Genomic DNA, 22,082 nt, shown 5'->3' with positions numbered 1-22,082 from the left:
TACCAGGAATTCGCAACATTTATTCGTACATCAAATAGTTCTCTCTGACCGCTGCGTATTCTTCCAGCCCTTCTTGCCAGGTGGCTCTTATTTCTTCGGAAGACATTCCCGCTTCTATTTGCTTCTGAAGTTTTGCTGTTCCTGCAAGTTTCGTGAAGAAGGCATTGAAAAATGTGTTTTTATCAGCAGTATTTTCATAAGCTTCAATGAGCCATTCCAAGTTGATTTGCGAAAGTCTCGGCGCATCTGTAAGATTTTTTCCGAAGCAGGTTTTTCCAAGGTGTTTTGGATTTTTAGCGCCTTCATTTGACTGCGGAACATAGGAATAACTAAATTGATCTTTGTCAAGAAAGGGAGAGCCAAAAACCTGAAACTGGTGATGTGTACCACGACCGGCATTTACATTGGTTCCTTCAAAGAAACACAGGCTCGGGTAAAGGTTAATAGCTGTTAAATTTGGAAGGTTTGGCGAGGGTTTTATTGGAAGATCATAGGGGAGGTTGTGGTTGTAATTTTCCATTTCCACCACCGTAAGATCTACCTGAATTCCATTTTCCAGAAAGTGCTCTCCATTTATCATTTTTGCGTATTCCCCAATGGTAAGTCCGTGTACTACGGGGATCTCGTGCATGCCCACAAAACTTTTGTTCTCCGGTTCAAGGATTGGGCCATCAATATAATGTCCGTTTGGATTGGGACGGTCCAGAACGATAACTTGAATATCGTTTTCGGCACTGGCTTCCATGACATAATGCAGCGTGGAAATATAGGTGTAGAACCTGGTTCCCACATCCTGTATGTCAAATATGAGAACATCTATATCCTTAAGTTGGTCTGGAGATGGTTTTTTATTGCTTCCGTAGAGCGAAATAATGGGAAGTCCCGTTTTAAGATCTTTTCCGTCTTTAATTACTTCCCCTGCATCTGCAGTTCCACGAAAACCATGTTCGGGAGCAAAAACTTTTACTACATTAACACCCAAAGATACCAGGGAATCTACTAAATGAATTTTTTTAGTATTGGATGTATCGTCTGTGTACGTAGTAGTGATAATACTGGTTTGGTTTCCTACGATTCCCACTCTTTTATTTTCCAGCATGGGAAGGTAAATATCTGTACGTGCTGCACCAAGAATAATGTCTTCCTGTATCTCAATTTCAGGGGCATGACTTTCTTGGTTTAAAGATTGTGGTTTTTCCTGGCGGGAATTGTTTCCGCAGGAAACAATCGCTATAAGTACGAATAATAATGTACTTTTGAATAATTTAAAAATCATAAGCTACTCTTGAATTTAGAATTTTTTATTGCCCGACGTCTTATAGGTGCAAAACAGCACAAAAGTAGCATTTCGGCTCCAATAATTAAAATTGCCATTATAGCCATTGCCATAGGTGTTATCATGATGTTAATAGCATTTGCTACAGGTATTGGTTTGCAGGAAAAGATACGGGAAAAAATGTCTGCTTTTACGGGGCATATTAGTATCACCAATTACGATAATAATAATTCTGAAGTTTCTTTAGTGCCAGTTTCCAAAAATCAGGATTTTTATCCAGATTTTTCTATGGTAGAAGGAGTGCGGCATGTGCAGGCAACCGCTTATAAAGCAGGGGTGATTCGAACTGCTACAGATTTTGAAGGAGTAGTGGTAAAAGGCGTGGGTGAGGATTATGACTGGAGCTATTTTGATGAATTTCTTGTTGCGGGTGAGCTGCCAAATTTTTCAGAAGATTTAAATGCCCAGGTTCTAATTTCTGAATATTTAGCCAACAGGCTTGGCTTTAAAATAGGAGATAAGGTAATCACCTATTTTCTACGGCAGGAAAACTATGAAAGAACGCGTCTGGTGGCTTTTGAGGTGGCAGGGATTTATAGCTCAGGTTTTCAGGAATTTGATGAATTGTACATGCTGGCAGATCTTCGCCAAATTCAAAGGCTCAATAATTGGAAAAGTGATGAAGTGGGCGGTTTTGAGGTGTTTATTGATGATTTTGGCCAACTGGAGGAAAAGGGGCAGGAAATTTATGAAAACACCAGTTCCTTCCTCGATACACAAACGATAAAACAGAAATACTTCAACATTTTTGAATGGTTGTCCCTGTTCGATTTTAATATCGCATTAATCATTGGGATCATGATCCTGGTGGCAGGAATTAACATGATTACAGCTCTGCTCGTTTTGATCCTTGAGCGTACCCAAATGATTGGGATTCTTAAGGCCTTAGGCAGTGTGGACTGGAGCGTTCGTAAAATTTTTCTATACAACGCAGGTTATCTTATCATGCTTGGATTGTTTTGGGGAAATCTTATTGGTCTCGGACTTTTATTCGCTCAAAAATACCTGAAATTAATTCCTTTAAATCCGGAAACCTATTATGTTACCGAGGCTCCGGTTTTTATTGGCTGGGAGTACATTCTTGCCGTGAATCTTGGAACGCTCATTCTCTGTATGATCATGTTGATCGTTCCTTCTTATATTATTACCAAGATTTCTCCTGTTAAAGCTATGAAATTTGAATAAAATGCAGCTTTAAAGCTATTGTAAAGAGCTATGGGCTTAAAAGGCCGGGCGGATTTTTTTCTTACCTTTGCAGCCTTAAAATTTTGATATGGAATACGCTGAAAATATATTAGGTACAATAGGAAATACGCCGCTGGTTAAGATCAATAAATTAGCAGAGGAGATTGATGCGCTGGTGCTGGCAAAGTACGAAACATTCAACCCCGGGAATTCGGTTAAAGATCGTATGGCGCTTAAGATGATAGAAGATGCCGAAGAACGTGGCTTAATAAAACCGGGAGGAACCATTATCGAAGGAACTTCAGGGAACACAGGAATGGGGCTTGCCCTGGCTGCCATTGTTAAAGGTTACAAAATGGTTTGTGTACTGTCTGACAAACAATCGAAGGAGAAAATGGATATTTTAAGGGCTGTTGGAAGTGAAGTAGTGGTTTGCCCTACAGACGTTGCGCCCGATGATCCAAAAAGTTACTATTCTACCTCCAAAAGACTTTCAGAAGAAACACCGAATTCCTGGTATGTGAATCAATACGACAATTTAGCCAATACAAAAGCACATTATGAGACTACGGGGCCTGAAATCTGGAAACAAACAGACGGAAAGGTGACTCATTTTGTAGTAGGAGTTGGAACCGGAGGCACAATTTCTGGGGTTGGGAAGTATCTTAAGGAGCAAAACCCCGATATTAAAGTTTGGGGTATTGATACCTATGGTTCTGTTTTTAAAAAATACCATGAAACTGGCATTTTTGACGAGAAAGAAATTTATCCATACGTTACAGAAGGAATTGGAGAAGATATACTTCCAAAAAATGTGAATTTTGATGTTATTGACGGTTTTACAAAAGTGACAGATAAAGATGCGGCTATTTACACGCAGCGACTGGCCAAGGAAGAAGGAATGTTTCTTGGGAACAGCGCAGGTGCAGCCATGAAAGGTCTTTTGCAATTGAAAGATAAATTTAAAAAAGACGATGTCGTAGTTGTTTTATTTCACGACCATGGTAGTCGATACGTTGGGAAAATGTTTAACGATGAATGGATGCGAAAAATGGGATATATTGAATAAATTTTTGTAACATAATATAATAAGAACCGGCGAAAGCCGGTTTTTTTGTTCCAGCTTGGTTGTATTTTCAGAATGCTCTCCTGAAATGAATTTAAAATTTATTCGTTGAAAATTTTTTTTTCCTGGACAAGGTAAAAAAGCAGTGCACCTGAAAAATACATGAGCACATCAAGAAAATCTGCTGTATATCGGGAGTGAAATTCAGGTAAAATGGTTTCAAAGTATAAGGAGTAAAACGTGGTAAGCGAGAAAACTGTAATAATAGACAACCTGATGTTTGGATCTTTCTTTAAAAACTGCATTACCACTAAACAGATTGTTAGTACCATTGGCATACAGATGAAATCTTTGCCATAGAACAACATCCATTGGGGAAGATCAATTCCCAGAACGCTGCGGAACTCTATAAGCAGGAAAACCGTGGTGAAGATCACGAAAAGGACCTGTAAGATTTTCATAAAAGCAAGATTGAAGCAATAAATGCCAGCGCCGCACCAACTATCATAACCCCCAGCCACACTGAAAATCCAATCTTCTTAAGCTTTTTTAAAAAAGGAGAATCTTGTTTCTCCTCCTCATTTTTGTTCGGTTTAGGTTGTAATTTATCATTCCCATCTTCCTGCGGCTGTTCATTAGAAGTTTTTCTGTTTTCGGAATTTGGTTCCCTGTTAGTTTTCATTTGTACTTCATTTAATCACTTGATTTTCCCAAAAGTTAAATAATTTGACCGATAATTTTTCCTGAAAGCTTTAATTTAACCGGGAATTAGGAAATACCTTCAGAAGAAAAATTGAAATGGGGAATACAGGAGAAGGGCTCTTTCCTTCCAAATTCTGGTAGAATTAGTTACATTAGATTTAAAGTTTCAAAAATGATGAAAATTACTTCCTTTCTACTGCTATTTTTAATTGTGATAGGCTGCAATAGCTCTTCGGAAAAAACTGTTCCCGATGAAATGACACCCGATGTACCCGATTTGACGTACCTGGCGCTCGGTGATTCCTATACAATAGGAGAAAGCGTAGAGGAAATGGGGCGATGGCCGGTGCAGCTTGTTGATAGTCTAAGAAAGCAGGGGTTTGAAATGGAGGATGCCAAGATCATTGCGCGTACAGGCTGGACGACAGGAAACCTTTTGCAGGCGATGGATGATCAACTATCGGGAAATGAGCAATATGATCTTGTTTCTGTGCTAATAGGTGTGAATAATCAGTACCAGGGCAGATCTATTGACGATTTCGAAGAAGATCTTAATACGATTTTTACACGCGCGATTGCGCTTTCAAAAGAGGGGAGTGAGGATGTTTTCGTAGTAAGCATTCCTGATTATGGGGTTACTCCTTTTGGAGCTTCAAATAGTGAAGAAATAAGCCGGCAGATAGTTGAATTCAATGATGTTTTAAAGCGGGTGGCCGCAGCGTATGATCTCGATTTTTATAATATTACTCCCATTTCAAAACGGGCAAAAGATGAACCAGATCTTATAGCTGATGACGGACTTCACCCCAGCGAAGAGATGTACCGCCTATGGGTGCAGGAATTTTTTGAAGAGATAGCCCAAAAATTAGAAGAATAATCTCGTAAAATTCACTTTAATTTTAACTTTTTAATCTTCTGTCGTTCAGAAATGTAAGTGGTTTTGTACTACTTTTATTTCATGCAAGAAGATTTTCTCCATTATGTATGGCAGTTCAAGAAATTCAATCTCAGCAGTGCTGAGACGGTTTCTGGTTTACCCTTAAATATTCTTCACTTTGGAACACCTAATGCACTTTCCGGCCCCGATTTTTTTAACGCGCGACTGGAAATCGGCGAACAGCAGTGGGCGGGAAATGTGGAAATTCACATCAATTCTTCGGACTGGTACGTGCATGGCCATGAAGTCGATCCTGCTTATGACAACGTCATCTTACATGTAGTTTGGAACCATGATATAGAGGTTTTTAGGAAAGATAATACCGTGGTACCCGTACTGGAGCTTAAAAATATTGTTCACAATTGCTCTTTTTCAAAGTATGAGAGTCTTATGAACGGGAAATCGACAAAATGGATTAACTGTGAAAGAGATTTTTCTGCTTTTTCAGATTTTGAGATGGATCATTGGCTCGAACGGTTGTATGTGGAGCGACTGCAGGAAAGATCGGATATTATCCATAAAATGCTACAGGTTTCTAGTAATAACTGGGAGGAAGTGCTTTTTAGGATGATTGCAAAGAGTTTTGGGCTCAATGTCAACGCAGGTTCGTTTCTCGATATGGCTAATTCACTCCCGTTTTCTGTACTTAGAAAGCTAAGAGATCAAAAGAAGCTGGAAGCATTGTTTCTGGGGCAGGTTGGTTTGCTGGAGCAGGAATCAGAGGATGTTTATTACCAGGAATTAAAGCAGGAATACGCTTTTTTGAAACATAAATATCATTTGGACAGGAGCGGCGTAGCTCCGGTTAAATTCTTCAGGCTGCGGCCAGATAATTTTCCCACCATAAGACTGGCGCAGCTGGCAGCTCTGTACACGCGAAGGGAACATCTTTTTTCAGAAGTAATTAATACCAGAAGCCTGCATGAAATGTATGATCTCTTCCATGTGCAGCTAAGTGAATTTTGGGAAACACACTATACTTTTCAGAAAGTTCATAAGAGAAGGAAAAAGCAGCTAACCAGGAATTTTATTGATCTATTGGTAATTAACACCTTGATTCCTTTAAAATTTTGTTTTGCTCAAAAGCAGGGGCAGGAAAATCTTGAGGAGGTTTTTGAGTTAATTTCAAATATTGAAAAGGAGGCAAATCAAACCATTCATCACTTTGAGATGCTAAGGCCCATGGTGGCAAGTAATGCGTTGAAGTCACAGGCGTTGCTTCATTTAAAAAGGGAGTTTTGCGATAAAAACAAATGTCTTAAATGTGGTTTGGGAATCAAATTACTACAGGGAAAAGTATAAAATTCATATCTTTGAACATGCTTAATACAATTCATAAAATAAGACACTTTTTTGAGCGTCACGGTTTTTATGTTTCTTCACGTTTTGCAGATAAGCTAGGTATGCGGGCTAAAAATGTGCGGTTATTTTTTATATATCTCTCTTTTGCGACTTTTGGAATCGGATTTGTGTTTTACCTTATTCTGGCATTCTTGCTGAAATTTAAAGATATGGTGTATGCAAAGAGAACATCTGTCTTTGATCTTTAAAATGGGCAGCAGGAACCGTCAAAATTCTTCTTAACTCGCTTGTGGCTTAACGTTTTGTTTACAATTTAACTTCATAAAATTTGAAAACGTTAATATTTTTAGCATCTTGCTTCGCCGAATATAATCCTTACTAAAACAATTAATCCAAACTTATGAGAAAGTACTTGCTTTCATTTTTATTTACTATTTCATTTTTCACAATATATGCGCAGGAGTTGCAGGTGAATGCAGACGTAGTAAACCCTTCCAATATAATTAATAATGGATATGTTGAATTAAATGTTGAAGGAGGAACGCCTCCTTATATGTACAAGTGGTCTAACCAGAACACTCCTTTAGATTCTCCAAGATCTGAAGGCCTCGTGGAAGGTGTAGAATATTCGGTTACAGTGACAGATGCCGCCGGGAATGAATTTAGAGAAGTTTATACTGTACCAGCAGAAGCTATTACAGAACATTTCAATGGAACGTTTGCACCTATCGTTGAAAGTATGGGATCTGTACTGTTCTGGGATCCTTTTTCTGCCGTGGGAATTTATGATCCAGTAGTTTATGCCGATCTTAAAAGAGTGCCTGCACCGGGATGGTCTGCTACTGAAGAAGCAAAATATACCCTTCAGGAATGGATGCTTCCGGAAGGGAGCAGTGTTAATGAAGGAGATCTTATAGCTGTTATTTCTAAAGATGGCGAGGAAATCAATGCCTATGCAAATGCAAATGGTACCCTTGAATATCTTGTGGAAGAAGGTGGCGTGATCTACAACTCTGAAAATAAGGAGCATGTGATCGAGCAAGGAGCGCAATACCTGGCGGCAATTGCTTATGAACAGCCGGTCCCGCTGGTGCATCCTAATGGTGATCCACAGACCAAAGATATTCCTTTTATTGTTGTGTGGCTTGTGCTTGGTGCATTGTTCTTTACGCTACGATTAGGTTTTATAAATATCCGAGGATTTAAACATTCTCTTGAACTTGCCCGTGGAAAATATGATGATCCCAACGCTCCAGGGCAGGTTACTCACTTCCAGGCTTTGGCAACAGCAGTTTCAGGAACTGTAGGACTTGGAAATATTGCCGGGGTGGCAGTAGCGGTTTCTCTTGGAGGTGCCGGTGCTACTTTGTGGATGATCATTGCCGGACTGTTAGGTATGTCTTCAAAATTTGTGGAATGTACTTTAGGAGTAAAGTATAGATTCATTAATAGTGAAGGCCGTGTTTTTGGAGGTCCAATGAACTACCTGCGATATGGTCTTGAAAAAAGAGGTAAAGGAGGTTTAGGAAAAGTCCTTGCGGTTCTTTTTGCAATCCTGGCTATTGGTGCTTCTTTTGGTGGTGGGAACATGTTTCAGGCCAACCAGTCGTTCGTAATTCTTGCCGGTGAATTTCCTGCACTTGTAGGAAATGGTTTTTGGTTTGGATTGGTTGTGGCTGTTCTTGTTGGAGTTGTGATCATTGGAGGAATTAGCAGTATTGCTAAAGTGACTGGTAAAATAGTCCCAATTATGGCTGCAGTTTATATTGTTGGTGCTTTGGTTGTAATTGGTGTGAACATTGAAAATATTGGTCCTGCTTTTGCTGCCATCTGGGATGGAGCTTTTAGTCCAAGTGCATTGAAAGGTGGAGTTATAGGGGTACTAATTGTAGGTTTCCAGAGAGCTGCTTTCTCAAATGAGGCCGGGGTTGGTTCTGCAGCAATTGCGCACAGTGCGGCTAAAACTAACAATCCGCCATCTGAAGGTTTTGTTGCGTTATTGGAGCCATTTATTGACACCGTAGTGGTTTGTACATTGACAGCCTTAGTGCTTATATTTACAGGAATGCATGAGGTGCAGGGAGTTGGAGGAGTGGAACTTACTTCAAGTGCCTTTGAGAGTGTGATTTCCTGGTTCCCTTATGTTCTTGCAACAGCAGTATTTCTATTTGCTTTTTCTACGATGATCTCTTGGTCTTACTACGGAATGAGAGCCTGGACTTACCTTTTTGGAAAAAGTAAAAAAATTGAAGTAGCTTATAAGATCTTGTTCCTTGTTTTTGTTGTGGTTGGTGCTTCCGTGAGCCTTGGAGCGGTTCTGGATTTCTCAGATATGATGATCCTGGCCATGTCTTTCCCTAATATCATTGGATTATATATAATGTCTGGCGAAGTCAAGTCAGATCTTAAGGAATATATTAGAAAATTAAAAGCGGGCGAATTATTTCACAAATCAGGTAAAAATGATGTGAAGAAAGCTTCTTAGATCCCGGAAAAAATGACCGGTTTTAAATCCCATTTCGTTTTCAGTAGAAGTCAGCGGAATGGGATTTTTCTTTTGGTACTCATCATAATTTTTCTTCAAATAGGCTATTTCTTTGTAGAATTTTCTGGTAATTCAACTATTTCTGTAGAAGAGCAGGAAAGAATAGCTGCCTTTCAGAAAAAAATTGATTCTATTAAAAACAGTACAACCATAAAGGAAACTGTACAGCCTCCTTTTAACCCGAATTATATTACCGATTTTAATGGATACACCCTTGGATTAACCCTGGAAGAGATCGACCGGTTGCACGCTTATCGTTCGCAGGATAAATGGATAAATTCTGCTGAAGAATTCCAGCAGGTAACGCAGGTTTCAGATTCTTTGCTTCAGGAAATCTCGCCACTATTTCGTTTTCCGGAATGGGTGCATAGCAGGCCTGCTGCCAGAGATTATGAAATTCAGAAGCCTGAGGTTTATGAGAAACAAGATCTTAATATTGCCACCTCAGAAGAGCTTCGGGAAGTAAAGGGAATAGGCGAAGTTCTTTCTTCCCGAATTATTAAATATCGCAGCAGCCTTAAAGGCTTTAATCACGAAATTCAGCTTAAAGATGTCTATGGACTCTCTCCAGAAGTGCTGGAAAGATTGTTGAAAAAGTATCATGTACCGCAACCTTCGCGTCAAAAAGAGGATTTAAACAGTATTTCTTTAATGGGCTTATCTGAGCTGCCCTATATGAATTACGAGCTTGCCCGAAAGATAATTTCCTATAGGGAAAAGAATCAGAGAATACATACTTTTGAGGAATTGCTGGAGATAAAGGGATTTGAGGAAGAGAAATTAGATAGAATTAAATTATATTTGAGCATTAAATAATTATTAGGAATAATTGGATCGTTTGTTGTTATTTTTCGATTCTATTATTCGCAGAAAAAGTGAAAAAAGATATACAATATATGAGCAATAGGTATTTTACAGAGGAGCATGAACTTTTTAGAAAGAGTTTTCAGGAATTCCTGCAGAAAGAAGTTGTGCCACATATCGAAAAATGGGAAAAAACAGGGACAATTGAGAGGTTCATCTGGAAGAAGTTTGGAAAAATGGGGTATTTTGGATTGAATTATCCCGAGCAATACGGTGGCATGGGACTGGATATATTTTATACAGTCATTTTTCTTGAAGAACTTCAGAAGATAAACTCCGGCGGATTCGCTGCAGCCATGTGGGCGCATTCTTATTTAGCAATGACACATTTAAATGCTGAAGGAGATGAAAGGATCAAAGAGGAATATTTGGCGCCAAGTATTGAAGGAGATAAAATAGGATGCTTGTGTATTACAGAGCCTTTTGGAGGAAGCGATGTTGCGGGAATGAAAACTACAGCAGTAAAAAAGGGCGATAAATATGTCATTAATGGGTCTAAAACCTTTATTACCAATGGTGTCTATTCCGATTATTTAGTGGTTGCGGCCAAAACTAATCCAGAGAAGCATAATAAAGGAATGAGTATTTTTGTCATGGATAGGGATACTCCCGGAATATCGGCAACGAAACTGAATAAACTGGGCTGGAGAGCTTCAGATACTGCAGAGATTGCCTTTGATAATGTTGAGATCCCGACGGATAATTTAATGGGAGAAGAAGGGAAAGGGTTTCCTTATATCATGCAGCATTTCGCGTTCGAGCGGTTGATTATGGGAATTAATGGCCATGCTCGTTCTGAATATGCGCTTGATTATACGATGAACTACATGTCTGAAAGAGTTGCTTTTGGAAAAACCATTGATAAATTCCAGGCGTTAAGACATTCAGTAGCAGATATGGCGAGTGAAGTGGAAATGTGCAAGGAATTCAATTATTCGGTAGCCGATAGATTAGGAAAAGGGGAGTACGTGGTGAAAGAAGCCAGTATGTCAAAATTACTTTCCACAAAGATCGCCGATAACGTCATTTATCAATGTCTACAATTCCTGGGCGGTTACGGCTATATGGAGGATTATCCATTAGCAAGGATGTCCAGAGATAGCAGACTGGGGCCTATTGGAGGCGGAACTTCAGAAATTTTGCGAGAGGTGATCGCAAAAATGGTGATTGATAAAAAAGAGTATAAGCCGGCGGCCCAGTAGTTCCGGAAAAATAAAATAATTGAAATAAAGAGAAATAAGTTGTGAGATTGAAGAATTGATCTATCTTTGCAGCTCGAAAATAATTTTTAAAGAAAGGAGGTGACACTATGTTAATTATACCAGTTAAAGACGGAGAGAATATTGATAGAGCGCTGAAGCGTTTCAAGCGTAAATTTGATCGCACAGGAACAATGCGTCAGTTGAGAGATCGTCAAGCATTTACAAAACCGTCAGTAGAACGTAGAGCTCAAGTCCAAAAAGCGCAGTACATTCAGCACTTAAGAGATCAGGAAGAGATCTAAAATCTATTCCTAAGCATACGTTCTTAGGTATACAATATATTAACTGTTGGTAAGCTAAAGTTTAATAACTTTGTTTATCAACAGTTTTTTTATGCCCTTATCTCACTTTTTGGAATACCTAAAATATGAAAAGAAATGTTCTGCTCATACTTTTAAAGCTTACCAGGCAGATCTTTCAGCATTTTCAGCATTTATTCTTTCTGAATACGAGCAGGAAGAAATTGCAACGGTGCATTATCCACAAATTCGCACCTGGATCATTCGACTAGTTGAAAAAGGGATTTCTAATAGGAGTATTAACCGCAAGATATCTTCCCTTAAAGCTTACTACAACTTTCTTCAGAAGACAAAGCAGCTGGAGATCTCACCTTTGGCAAAACACACCTCCTTAAAAACCTCAAAGGAGGTGCAGGTTCCTTTTTCTGAAAAGGAAGTAGAGCAGGTACTCGAAAATTTTGAATCCAATACTTTTGAAGGGCTTCGGGATCGTCTTATTATTGAATTATTCTATTCTACCGGCATTCGGCGTCGTGAACTAATTGAAATAAAACTTCAAAACCTGGATTTACCTGCAAATTTGCTTAAAGTGAAGGGAAAGAGGAATAAAGAACGCTATGTTCCGCTTCTTGAATCCGTGAAGGAGACATTAAAGAAATACCTGCAGGATAGAAAGGCAGTCGAAAATGCCATTTCTGAAGACTATTTATTTTTGACCCTGAAAGGCGTTAAAATGAACGAAACTTTTGTGTATAGGCTAATTAATAATTATTTTAGAGGGGTCTCGAGTAAGGTAAAGAAGAGTCCGCACATCCTTCGGCACTCTTTTGCCACTCACTTGTTGAACCAGGGAGCAGACCTTAATGCGGTTAAAGAACTTTTAGGGCATTCCAGTCTTGCTGCTACGCAAATTTATACGCATAGCAGCATGGCAGAACTTAGCAAGGTTTATAAAAACGCACATCCCCGGAGCAAGAAGAAATGATGCTGAAATTATTGTTCAATTAAACTTCAATTATTATGAAAGTGAATTTTCAATCCGTCAACTTTAGCGCAGATCAAAAGCTCGTTAATTTTATTCAGGAAAAACTCAACAAGCTTGAAAGCCATTATGACAATGTGATCCATGCCAATGTCTATTTAAAAGTTGATAATACGAGTGGTAAAGAGAATAAGATTTCAGAAATTTTACTTAGTATTCCAGGGGAAGGGGTGATATGTAAAAAAAGGGCTAAACGTTTTGAAGTAGGTGTGGATGAATGTGTTAGTTCTTTGGAGCGACAGCTTCAAAAAAGGAAGAAAAAATTTAATGCTGAAGTTGCCTGATTTTTTTATTTAAAAAGTTTTGCAAACTAAAATTAATTTATACATTTGCAGTCCGTTTGAAAAGGCGGACTTTTTTGTAAGAAAAAGTGAGGTTTAGGCCGATGTAGCTCAGCTGGCTAGAGCAGCTGATTTGTAATCAGCAGGTCGTGGGTTCGAGTCCCTCCATCGGCTCTGAAATATTGAAATGAAAAGTTTTTTTTTGTTGTGGCATATTGATTTCTAGAGCTTTAAAAAATAATTTCAAAAATGTGAAAAAATGCTTTGGATGGCGCTGTAATTTTCAGTTAATTTGCAGCCGTTAAAATCATCATAAAGCAAGTTGTCATTAAGACAGCGGTTCTATGAAATATTGAAACAAAACCAAGGGGAGATACTCAAGCGGCCAACGAGGACAGACTGTAAATCTGTTGTTTTTTAACTTCGCAGGTTCGAATCCTGCTCTCCCCACCAAAGAAATTCCAAAATACAAATTCCAAATACCAGGTTGGGGTTTGGTGCTTGAAAATGGAATTTTGATTTGCGGGAGTAGCTCAGTTGGTAGAGCGTCAGCCTTCCAAGCTGAATGTCGCCGGTTCGAACCCGGTCTCCCGCTCTAAGTCTTTCCAAAATAATAGTGTGAAATAAATTTTATTCTGTTAAGTGTTTGAAAGGCTATTGAGTGCCAGCTTTGGTTGGAGGAAATTGGGTGTAGGGCTTGACTTTGAATTTGAGTCTCATCTTGCTTAATCAAATATCGTTAAAATATAACGAATATTCTAATTAAATATCATGTCCATTGATGTGGTATTGGATTTTAGAAGTGCAGTGGAATTGTTCTCTGCGAACCTCTCCGGAAAGCCTGGCTTTTTAGGAGAAAACTTTTTTGCCGACGTAGCTCAGGGGTAGAGCGTTTCCTTGGTAAGGAAGAGGTCACGAGTTCAATTCTCGTCGTTGGCTCTAGTTTTGTATAAAATTGAACACTAATATATAACTAAGATTAAATAAGTATTAATTATGGCAAAGGAAACTTATGATCGTTCCAAACCGCACCTTAACATAGGTACAATTGGACACGTAGATCACGGAAAAACAACTTTAACAGCAGCGATTACTAAGGTGATGGCTGATGCCGGTTATTCAGCAGCGAGTGCTTTTGATCAAATTGACAATGCTCCTGAGGAGAAGGAAAGAGGTATTACTATTAACTCTTCGCACGTAGAGTATGCGACGGCTAACCGTCACTACGCACACGTTGACTGTCCAGGTCACGCCGATTACGTGAAGAACATGGTTACTGGTGCTGCTCAAATGGACGGTGCTATCCTTGTGGTTGCAGCGACCGATGGTCCAATGCCGCAAACTCGTGAGCACATCCTATTAGGGCGTCAGGTTGGTATTCCAAGAATCGTTGTGTTCTTGAACAAAGTTGACCTTGTTGATGATGAGGAATTGTTGGAACTTGTTGAAATGGAAGTAAGAGATCTTCTTTCTTTCTATGAATATGATGGTGACAATGGTCCTGTTATTTCTGGTTCTGCACTTGGAGCTTTAGAAGGTGATGATAAATGGACTCAGTCTGTTCTTGATTTGATGGAAGCTGTTGATAACTGGATCGAATTACCAGAGCGTGATGTTGATAAGCCTTTCTTGATGCCAATTGAGGACGTATTCTCTATTACTGGTCGTGGTACTGTTGCTACTGGTCGTATTGAAACTGGTGTTGCTAATACTGGAGATCCTGTAGAGATCATTGGTATGGGTGCTGGTAAATTGACTTCTACTATTACAGGGGTTGAGATGTTCCGTAAGATATTAGATAGAGGAGAAGCTGGTGATAACGTTGGTATCCTTCTTAGAGGTATTGAGAAAACTCAAATCTCAAGAGGTATGGTAATTACTAAGCCAGGTTCTGTAACTCCACACGCTAAATTCAAAGCTGAGGTATATATCCTTAAGAAAGAAGAAGGTGGACGTCACACTCCATTCCATAATAACTACCGTCCACAGTTCTACGTACGTACAACTGATGTAACAGGTACTATCAACCTTCCTGAAGGAGTTGAGATGGTAATGCCAGGTGATAACCTTACTATTACTGTAGATCTTATCCAGCCTATCGCAATGAATGTAGGTCTTCGTTTTGCTATTCGTGAAGGTGGTAGAACAGTTGGAGCTGGTCAGGTAACTGAAATTCTTGACTAAGAATAAAAGTAGTTTTTAAGTTAAGGTGTTCTGTAAGGAGCACCTTGACTTATATTTACGGGTTTAGCTCAGTTGGTAGAGCACTGGTCTCCAAAACCAGGTGTCGGGAGTTCGAGTCTCTCAACCCGTGCTTTAATCGGGAAATGCTTTAAAAATGGCATTTTTCAAACAATATTAAAATGGCAGGATTAGCAAATTACGTATCAGAGTCCTATAATGAATTAAAAAATCATGTTACCTGGCCAACCTGGCCAGAGGCTCAGAGATTGACAGTGATAGTAGCTGTTTTCTCTATTATATTCTCACTTGTTATATGGGGTGTGGATACTGTCTTTAGTTCTGTGATAGAGCAATATTTTGAATGGATTAAATCATAAAGAGTATTGCAATGGCAGAGGTGAAAGATAAAAAATGGTATGTGGTTCGTGCCGTTAGCGGGCAAGAAAATAAGGTTAAGGAATATATTGAGCGCGAAATTGCTCATGAAGGTCTGGAAGACTTTATAGATCAGGTTCTGGTTCCTACAGAGAAGGTCATTCAAATTAGAAATGGCAAAAAGGTGAATAAGGAGCGTGTTTATTTCCCTGGATATGTTATGATTCTTGCGAACATTGGAGGTGAGGTGACTCATATTATAAAGTCTATAAATGGTGTCATAGGATTCTTAGGAGAGACAAAAGGAGGAGATCCTGTGCCTCTTCGAAGATCTGAAGTGAACCGTATGTTAGGAAAAGTGGATGAATTATCGGTGAAAGCAGATAATGTTGCGATTCCTTTTACCATTGGTGAAACAATAAAAGTGATTGATGGACCTTTTAATGGTTTTAATGGAACTGTTGAAAAAATAAATGAAGAAAAGCGTAAGCTGGAAGTAATGGTAAAGATCTTCGGAAGAAAGACTCCATTGGAGCTCAGCTATATGCAGGTTGAAAAAGTATAATAACTGTTACACACATATTTTCGATAGTTTTAAGTAAGCTTCCACTAACAAAACTATCAACTTAAAATTAGAAAAATGGCAAAAGAAGTAAGTAAGGTTGTTAAGTTACAAGTTCGCGGAGGTGCTGCTAACCCTTCACCACCAGTTGGACCAGCTTTGGGTGCCGCCGGGGTGAATATCATGGAATTCTGTAAGCAGTTTAATGGGAGAACCCAGGATAAGCAAGGTAAGGTTTTGCCTGTTGCTATCACTGTTTATAAAGATAAATCTTTTGATTTCATAATCAAAACTCCACCGGCTGCAGTGCAAATATTGGAAGCTGCAAAAGCTAAAAAAGGATCAGGTGAGCCTAACCGGAAAAAAGTTGCTACTGTTTCTTGGGATCAGGTAAGAGCCATTGCTGAAGATAAGATGCAGGATCTTAATGCATTTACTGTAGAGTCTGCAATGAAAATGGTTGCTGGTACAGCGAGATCTATGGGAATTACTGTAAAAGGACAAGCACCTTTTTAATCCAAAAAGAAATTAGAAATGGCAAAATTGACTAAAAAGCAAAAGGAAGCAGAATCTAAAATTGAAAAGGGTAAGACTTATTCGGTGGCAGACGCTTCAGCTTTAATAAAAGATATTACAAATGTAAACTTTGATGCGTCTGTAGATCTGGCGGTTCGTTTGAACGTAGATCCTCGTAAGGCAAATCAAATGGTACGTGGTGTAGTTACTTTACCACACGGTACAGGTAAAGATGTAAAAGTTTTGGCACTTGTTACTCCAGATAAGGAAGAAGAGGCTAAGAATGCTGGTGCAGATTATGTTGGGCTGGATGAATACCTTGATAAAATTAAAGGAGGATGGACAGATGTTGATGTGATCATCACGATGCCTAGTGTTATGGGTAAGCTTGGACCTTTAGGACGTGTTCTTGGACCAAGAGGTTTAATGCCTAACCCAAAGACCGGTACAGTAACTATGGATGTTGCAAAAGCAGTTTCAGATGTTAAAGCTGGTAAAATTGATTTCAAAGTAGACAAAACTGGTATTGTTCATGCAGGGATAGGGAAAGCATCATTTGATGCAGACAAGATCGCTGGTAATGCGAGAGAATTGTTGACTACTCTGGTTAAACTGAAGCCTCAGGCTGCTAAAGGTGTATATATTAAAAGTATCTACATGTCGAGCACAATGAGTCCCGGTGTAGAAATAGATACTAAAAGGTTCACTGAGCAATAATAATATTAGATTATGACAAGAGAAGAAAAATCAAGAGTAATTGAAGATTTAACTGCCCAGTTAGCTGAAACGAATACTATTTATTTAGCAGATATTTCAGGATTAAATGCCGGAAATACTTCAAACTTACGTCGGGCTTGTTACAAGGCAAACGTAAAGCTTGCGGTAGTTAAAAATACTTTATTGGCAAAAGCCATGGAAAGTTCAGAAAAGGATTTTGGAGAACTTCCTTCTGTTTTGAAAGGAAACACTTCCATTATGTTATCTGAAACCGGGAATGCGCCGGCCAAAGTAATAAAAGAATTCAGAAAAAAGTCTGATAAACCCCTTCTTAAAGGTGCTTTTGTAGAAGAAGCAGTATATGTGGGAGATGATTACCTGGATACCCTGGTGAACATTAAGTCTAAAGAAGAAGTAATTGGGGATATTATTGGATTGTTACAATCACCTGCGAAGAATGTTGTTTCTGCGCTTAAATCTGGTGGCGGTAAAATTGCGGGAATTCTTAAAACTCTTTCTGAAAAGGAGGGATAATCCAAGTACGCACTTTTTAACAAATATAAATTACATTACATTTTAAAAACGATAGAAAATGGCAGATTTAAAAGATTTCGCAGAACAATTGGTTAACTTAACAGTAAAAGAAGTTAATGAGTTAGCTGATATTTTGAAAGAAGAATATGGTATTGAGCCTGCTGCTGCAGCTGTAGCTGTAGCTGGTGGTGCTGCCGGAGGTGGTGAAGATGCTGCTGAAGAGCAAACTGAATTTGACGTAATTCTTAAAGCTCCGGGTGGATCTAAGCTAGCCGTAGTAAAACTAGTAAAAGAACTTACCGGTTTAGGTCTTAAAGACGCTAAAGAATTGGTAGATGGTGCTCCTAAACCAGTAAAAGAAGGAGTTGCAAAAGACGAAGCTGAAGCATTAAAAGCACAGTTAGAAGAAGCAGGAGCTGAGGTTGAGCTTAAGTAAGCGGAACCTACACACTTATATAGGTTTAGACCCGGAGATTAGGTTCTCTGAGGTCTAAACCCTTTTGCGTATATAAACATTTCCTGTTTATTTCGCATCCATTTTTTTATAATAACATAATTCCGTCCATTGATGTTAGCAACGCAAACTGAAAGATTGAATTTCTCTTCTGTAAAGAACAGACCTGATTACCCTGACTTTCTGGATATCCAGATCAAGTCATTTCAGGATTTCTTTCAATTAGAAACGAAATCAGAAGAAAGAGGAAATGAAGGGTTATACAATACCTTCATGGAAAACTTTCCAATTACGGATACCCGTAATCAATTCGTACTAGAATTCTTAGACTATTTTGTGGACCCACCAAGGTATTCCATTCAGGAATGTATTGAGCGTGGTTTAACTTATAGCGTACCGCTTAAAGCACGGTTAAAGCTTTATTGTACAGACCCGGAGCATGAAGATTTTGAAACCATCGTGCAGGACGTATATTTAGGAACCATTCCATACATGACCCCAAGCGGGACATTTTGTATCAATGGTGCAGAACGAGTAGTAGTTTCTCAATTACACCGTTCCCCGGGGGTATTTTTTGGACAGTCTTTCCATGCCAACGGAACTAAGCTTTATTCAGCCCGTGTAATTCCTTTCAAGGGATCATGGATTGAATTTGCAACCGATATCAATAGCGTTATGTACGCTTATATCGACAGAAAGAAAAAGTTACCTGTTACGACTCTTTTCCGTGCCATTGGATTTGAGCGTGATAAAGATATTTTGGAGATCTTCGACCTGGCGGAAGAAGTAAAAGTTTCCAAAACAGGATTGAAGAAAATCCTTGGCCGTAGATTGGCTGCACGTGTATTGAATACCTGGTATGAAGATTTCGTTGATGAGGATACAGGAGAGGTAGTTTCAATTGAACGTAATGAGATCGTTTTGGATCGTGATACTGTTCTTGAAAAGGAACATATTGAAGAAATTGTAGAAACCGGATCTAAGACCATTCTGCTTCACAAGGAGGATAATCAGACTGGAGATTATGCGATTATCCACAACACATTACAAAAAGATCCAACCAACTCCGAAAAAGAGGCGGTTGAGCACATATATCGTCAACTTCGTAATGCAGAACCGCCAGATGAAGAAACTGCACGCGGAATTATTGACAAATTGTTTTTTTCAGATCAGCGTTACAATTTAGGTGAAGTTGGACGTTACAGAATGAACAAAAAATTAGGTCTTGATATCGCTATGGATAAGCAGGTGCTTACCCGGGAGGATATCATTACCATCGTAAAATATCTTATTGAGCTTATCAACTCTAAGGCAGAGATCGATGATATCGACCACTTGTCTAACCGTCGTGTTAGAACAGTAGGAGAGCAGCTTTCTCAGCAGTTTGGTGTTGGTTTGGCTCGTATGGCGCGTACGATTCGTGAGCGTATGAACGTTCGTGATAATGAAGTGTTTACCCCAATTGATTTGATCAACGCGAAGACGTTATCTTCTGTGATCAATTCTTTCTTCGGAACAAACCAGTTGTCTCAGTTCATGGACCAAACGAATCCACTTGCTGAAATTACTCACAAGCGTCGTCTTTCGGCTCTTGGACCTGGCGGACTTTCAAGAGAGAGAGCAGGGTTTGAGGTGCGTGACGTTCACTATACACACTACGGAAGGTTGTGTCCTATTGAAACTCCTGAAGGACCAAATATTGGTTTGATCTCTTCGCTTTCTGTTTATGCAAAAGTAAACGGAATGGGATTCATTGAGACTCCTTATCGTGAGGTTCTTAACGGGAAAGTGAATATTGACGAAGAGCCAAGGTATCTAAGTGCCGAAGAGGAAGAAGAAAAGATGATTGCTCAGGCCAACATTGCAATGGGTGAAGACGGAACCATTCAATCTGACCGGGTTATCGCTAGGGAAGAAGGGGATTTTCCTGTTGTTGAGCCATCGCAGGTTCACTATATGGATGTGGCACCAAACCAAATCGCTTCAATATCGGCCTCATTAATTCCATTTTTGGAACATGATGATGCCAACCGTGCGTTGATGGGATCAAACATGATGCGCCAGGCTGTACCTTTGTTGAGAGTAGACTCTCCAATTGTTGGTACCGGACTGGAAAGACAGGTTGCTACAGATTCCAGAGTATTGATCAATGCTGAAGGAGAAGGAACTGTAGAATATGTAGACGCTCAAAAGATTACTATCAAGTATGACAGAACTGAAGAAGAGCGAATGGTAAGCTTCGATTCAGATTCTAAAACTTATGAGCTTGTAAAATTCAGAAAAACCAACCAGGGTACTTCCATTAACTTAAAGCCTATCGTAAGAGTAGGTGACAGAGTTTCTAAAGGACAGGTACTTTGTCAGGGATATGCTACCGAGGCAGGTGAACTTGCTTTAGGTAGAAACATGAAGGTTGCCTTCATGCCTTGGAAAGGGTATAACTTTGAGGATGCGATCGTGATTTCTGAAAAAGTGGTTAGAGATGATATTTTCACTTCTATTCATATTGACGAATATTCACTGGAAGTAAGGGATACTAAATTGGGTAATGAAGAATTGACCAATGATATTCCAAACGTATCCGAAGAGGCGACTAAAGATCTTGATGAGAATGGAATGATTCGCGTTGGGGCAGAAGTGAAGCCTGGTGATATTTTGATTGGAAAAATTACTCCAAAAGGAGAAAGTGATCCAACTCCTGAAGAAAAACTTCTTAGAGCAATCTTTGGTGATAAGGCGGGTGATGTAAAAGATGCTTCTTTAAAAGCTTCTCCTTCATTGAGCGGAGTGGTAATTAACAAAAAGTTATTTGCCCGTGCAATTAAAGATAAGCGTAAAAGAGCTCAGGATAAAGAAGATGTAGCAGCTCTTGAGAAGAAATATGAAGCAAAATTCGCTGTTCTTAAATCTGAATTGGTTGAAAAGTTATTTGCCATTATTGGAGGAAAAACAGCTCAGGGTGTTCAGAATGATCTAGGAGAAGAAGTTCTTCCAAAAGGTAAGAAGTATACTCAAAAGATGTTACATGCTGTAGATGATTATGCGCATTTAACTCAGGGTACATGGACTACCGATGATCATTTAAATGCTTTGGTTGCAGATCTTCTTCATAATTATAAAATTAAGGAGAATGATCTTCAGGGTAACTTAAGAAGAGAGAAATTTACTATTTCTGTAGGAGATGAATTGCCATCCGGAATTATAAAACTTGCTAAGATCTATATCGCCAAGAAGCGTAAGCTAAAAGTGGGAGATAAAATGGCAGGACGTCACGGGAACAAAGGTATTGTGGCACGTATTGTGCGACAGGAAGATATGCCGTTCCTTGAAGATGGTACTCCTGTTGATATCGTGTTGAACCCTCTTGGGGTACCTTCACGTATGAACATTGGTCAGATTTATGAAACCGTTCTTGGATGGGCCGGTCAAAAATTAGGGAAGAAATACGCGACTCCAATTTTTGATGGTGCTACTATTGACCAGATCAATGAATTGACAGATAGTGCTGGTATCCCTAGATTCGGACATACTCATTTATATGATGGTGGAACTGGAGATAGATTTGACCAGGCGGCAACTGTTGGTGTGATCTACATGCTTAAACTAGGGCATATGATTGACGATAAGATGCACGCACGTTCTATTGGGCCGTACTCATTGATCACACAGCAGCCACTTGGTGGTAAAGCGCAATTTGGTGGTCAACGTTTTGGTGAGATGGAGGTTTGGGCACTTGAAGCATACGGTGCTTCTGCTACCCTGCGTGAAATCTTAACTGTGAAGTCTGATGATGTTATAGGAAGGGCTAAAACTTACGAATCTATCGTAAAAGGAGAGCCTATGCCAGAGCCGGGACTACCTGAATCTTTCAACGTACTTATGCACGAACTGAAAGGTCTGGGATTAGATATTAGATTAGAAGAATAAAAATTCTGCGGTGCGTTGTTCACGCGACGCACTGCAAAATTTACAATAATTA

At 39.3% G+C, this 22,082-nt stretch carries 22 protein-coding genes and 5 tRNA genes; 24 read left to right on the top strand and 3 right to left on the bottom strand.

Annotated features, from left to right (window positions below; all coding sequences use genetic code 11):
- Positions 1–19 precede the first annotated feature (19 nt).
- Entirely contained in the window at positions 20–1,276 is a 1,257-nt protein-coding gene (locus ACOV1Q_RS11930) for an exo-beta-N-acetylmuramidase NamZ family protein (protein ID WP_424494620.1), read from the bottom strand.
- A gap of 9 nt (positions 1,277–1,285) precedes the next feature.
- On the opposite strand from ACOV1Q_RS11930, the gene ACOV1Q_RS11925 reads away from it, so the two are divergent.
- Both ACOV1Q_RS11925 and ACOV1Q_RS11920 read left to right on the top strand, forming a co-directional pair.
- Positions 1,286–2,521 (top strand): ABC transporter permease, encoded by a 1,236-nt coding sequence (locus ACOV1Q_RS11925; RefSeq protein ID WP_424494619.1) that lies wholly within the window; start codon positions 1,286–1,288, stop codon positions 2,519–2,521.
- Between the two features lie 88 nt (positions 2,522–2,609).
- Positions 2,610–3,590: a PLP-dependent cysteine synthase family protein gene (locus tag ACOV1Q_RS11920; protein WP_424494618.1), complete on the top strand. Its 981-nt coding sequence runs from the start codon at positions 2,610–2,612 to the stop codon at positions 3,588–3,590.
- A gap of 98 nt (positions 3,591–3,688) precedes the next feature.
- Here ACOV1Q_RS11920 and ACOV1Q_RS11915 read toward each other — a convergent pair whose 3' ends face one another.
- Positions 3,689–4,048, bottom strand: a complete 360-nt coding sequence (locus tag ACOV1Q_RS11915) for a hypothetical protein (protein WP_424494617.1) — start codon at positions 4,046–4,048, stop codon at positions 3,689–3,691.
- Positions 4,045–4,269, bottom strand: coding sequence for a hypothetical protein (locus ACOV1Q_RS11910; protein WP_424494616.1), 225 nt, complete (start codon positions 4,267–4,269; stop codon positions 4,045–4,047). Before ACOV1Q_RS11910 ends, ACOV1Q_RS11915 begins: the two co-directional genes overlap by 4 nt.
- Positions 4,270–4,461: 192 nt before the next feature.
- On the opposite strand from ACOV1Q_RS11910, the gene ACOV1Q_RS11905 reads away from it, so the two are divergent.
- From ACOV1Q_RS11905 to rpoB, 22 genes are all read left to right on the top strand, one after another.
- Positions 4,462–5,166: an SGNH/GDSL hydrolase family protein gene (locus ACOV1Q_RS11905; RefSeq protein WP_424494615.1), complete on the top strand. Its 705-nt coding sequence runs from the start codon at positions 4,462–4,464 to the stop codon at positions 5,164–5,166.
- A gap of 81 nt (positions 5,167–5,247) precedes the next feature.
- A complete protein-coding gene (locus ACOV1Q_RS11900; protein WP_424494614.1) occupies positions 5,248–6,528 on the top strand; it encodes a DUF2851 family protein in 1,281 nt (426 codons plus the stop codon).
- 17 nt (positions 6,529–6,545) lie between these two features.
- On the top strand, positions 6,546–6,776 hold the full coding sequence (locus ACOV1Q_RS11895) for a PspC domain-containing protein (RefSeq protein WP_424494613.1): 231 nt from the start codon (positions 6,546–6,548) through the stop codon (positions 6,774–6,776).
- A gap of 152 nt (positions 6,777–6,928) precedes the next feature.
- Positions 6,929–9,013 carry an amino acid carrier protein gene (locus ACOV1Q_RS11890; RefSeq protein WP_424494612.1) on the top strand — a complete coding sequence of 695 codons (2,085 nt, stop codon included), beginning with the start codon at positions 6,929–6,931 and terminating at the stop codon, positions 9,011–9,013.
- Between the two features lie 12 nt (positions 9,014–9,025).
- Positions 9,026–9,889, top strand: coding sequence for a ComEA family DNA-binding protein (locus ACOV1Q_RS11885; RefSeq protein ID WP_424494611.1), 864 nt, complete (start codon positions 9,026–9,028; stop codon positions 9,887–9,889).
- 80 nt (positions 9,890–9,969) lie between these two features.
- A complete protein-coding gene (locus ACOV1Q_RS11880) occupies positions 9,970–11,139 on the top strand; it encodes an acyl-CoA dehydrogenase family protein (protein WP_424494610.1) in 1,170 nt (389 codons plus the stop codon).
- Positions 11,140–11,246: 107 nt separating this feature from the next.
- Positions 11,247–11,441 (top strand): 30S ribosomal protein S21, encoded by a 195-nt coding sequence (gene rpsU / locus ACOV1Q_RS11875; protein ID WP_424494609.1) that lies wholly within the window; start codon positions 11,247–11,249, stop codon positions 11,439–11,441.
- A gap of 91 nt (positions 11,442–11,532) precedes the next feature.
- Positions 11,533–12,423 (top strand): tyrosine-type recombinase/integrase, encoded by an 891-nt coding sequence (locus tag ACOV1Q_RS11870; protein ID WP_424494608.1) that lies wholly within the window; start codon positions 11,533–11,535, stop codon positions 12,421–12,423.
- Positions 12,424–12,458: 35 nt separating this feature from the next.
- Positions 12,459–12,764 (top strand): ribosome hibernation-promoting factor, HPF/YfiA family, encoded by a 306-nt coding sequence (hpf, locus tag ACOV1Q_RS11865; RefSeq protein WP_424494607.1) that lies wholly within the window; start codon positions 12,459–12,461, stop codon positions 12,762–12,764.
- A gap of 97 nt (positions 12,765–12,861) precedes the next feature.
- Positions 12,862–12,935 (top strand) — tRNA-Thr (locus ACOV1Q_RS11860).
- A 193-nt stretch (positions 12,936–13,128) separates the two neighbouring features.
- Positions 13,129–13,214: transfer RNA gene (locus tag ACOV1Q_RS11855), tRNA-Tyr, on the top strand.
- 69 nt (positions 13,215–13,283) lie between these two features.
- Positions 13,284–13,356, top strand: a tRNA-Gly gene (locus tag ACOV1Q_RS11850).
- Positions 13,357–13,628: 272 nt separating this feature from the next.
- Positions 13,629–13,700, top strand: a tRNA-Thr gene (locus ACOV1Q_RS11845).
- Between the two features lie 57 nt (positions 13,701–13,757).
- On the top strand, positions 13,758–14,945 hold the full coding sequence (tuf, locus tag ACOV1Q_RS11840) for an elongation factor Tu (protein WP_424494606.1): 1,188 nt from the start codon (positions 13,758–13,760) through the stop codon (positions 14,943–14,945).
- A gap of 57 nt (positions 14,946–15,002) precedes the next feature.
- A tRNA-Trp gene (locus ACOV1Q_RS11835) sits at positions 15,003–15,075 on the top strand.
- Positions 15,076–15,124: 49 nt separating this feature from the next.
- Complete coding sequence (gene secE, locus ACOV1Q_RS11830) at positions 15,125–15,322, top strand: preprotein translocase subunit SecE (RefSeq protein WP_424494605.1); 198 nt, start codon at positions 15,125–15,127, stop codon at positions 15,320–15,322.
- Between the two features lie 11 nt (positions 15,323–15,333).
- Positions 15,334–15,885, top strand: coding sequence for a transcription termination/antitermination protein NusG (nusG, locus tag ACOV1Q_RS11825; RefSeq protein ID WP_424494604.1), 552 nt, complete (start codon positions 15,334–15,336; stop codon positions 15,883–15,885).
- Between the two features lie 75 nt (positions 15,886–15,960).
- Complete coding sequence (rplK, locus tag ACOV1Q_RS11820) at positions 15,961–16,398, top strand: 50S ribosomal protein L11 (RefSeq protein ID WP_424494603.1); 438 nt, start codon at positions 15,961–15,963, stop codon at positions 16,396–16,398.
- A gap of 18 nt (positions 16,399–16,416) precedes the next feature.
- On the top strand, positions 16,417–17,115 hold the full coding sequence (gene rplA / locus ACOV1Q_RS11815) for a 50S ribosomal protein L1 (RefSeq protein WP_424494602.1): 699 nt from the start codon (positions 16,417–16,419) through the stop codon (positions 17,113–17,115).
- A 12-nt stretch (positions 17,116–17,127) separates the two neighbouring features.
- Complete coding sequence (gene rplJ / locus ACOV1Q_RS11810) at positions 17,128–17,649, top strand: 50S ribosomal protein L10 (protein WP_424494601.1); 522 nt, start codon at positions 17,128–17,130, stop codon at positions 17,647–17,649.
- 58 nt (positions 17,650–17,707) lie between these two features.
- On the top strand, positions 17,708–18,085 hold the full coding sequence (gene rplL / locus ACOV1Q_RS11805; protein ID WP_424494600.1) for a 50S ribosomal protein L7/L12: 378 nt from the start codon (positions 17,708–17,710) through the stop codon (positions 18,083–18,085).
- A gap of 132 nt (positions 18,086–18,217) precedes the next feature.
- Positions 18,218–22,030 (top strand): DNA-directed RNA polymerase subunit beta, encoded by a 3,813-nt coding sequence (rpoB, locus tag ACOV1Q_RS11800; RefSeq protein WP_424494599.1) that lies wholly within the window; start codon positions 18,218–18,220, stop codon positions 22,028–22,030.
- Positions 22,031–22,082: the final 52 nt, after the last annotated feature.

Source organism: Salinimicrobium maris, assembly GCF_049680855.1.
In the GTDB taxonomy this organism is placed as follows: Bacteria; Bacteroidota; Bacteroidia; order Flavobacteriales; family Flavobacteriaceae; genus Salinimicrobium.
The sequence above is the reverse complement of the archived record's forward strand: the minus strand, read 5'-3'. Positions and strand labels throughout refer to the sequence as shown.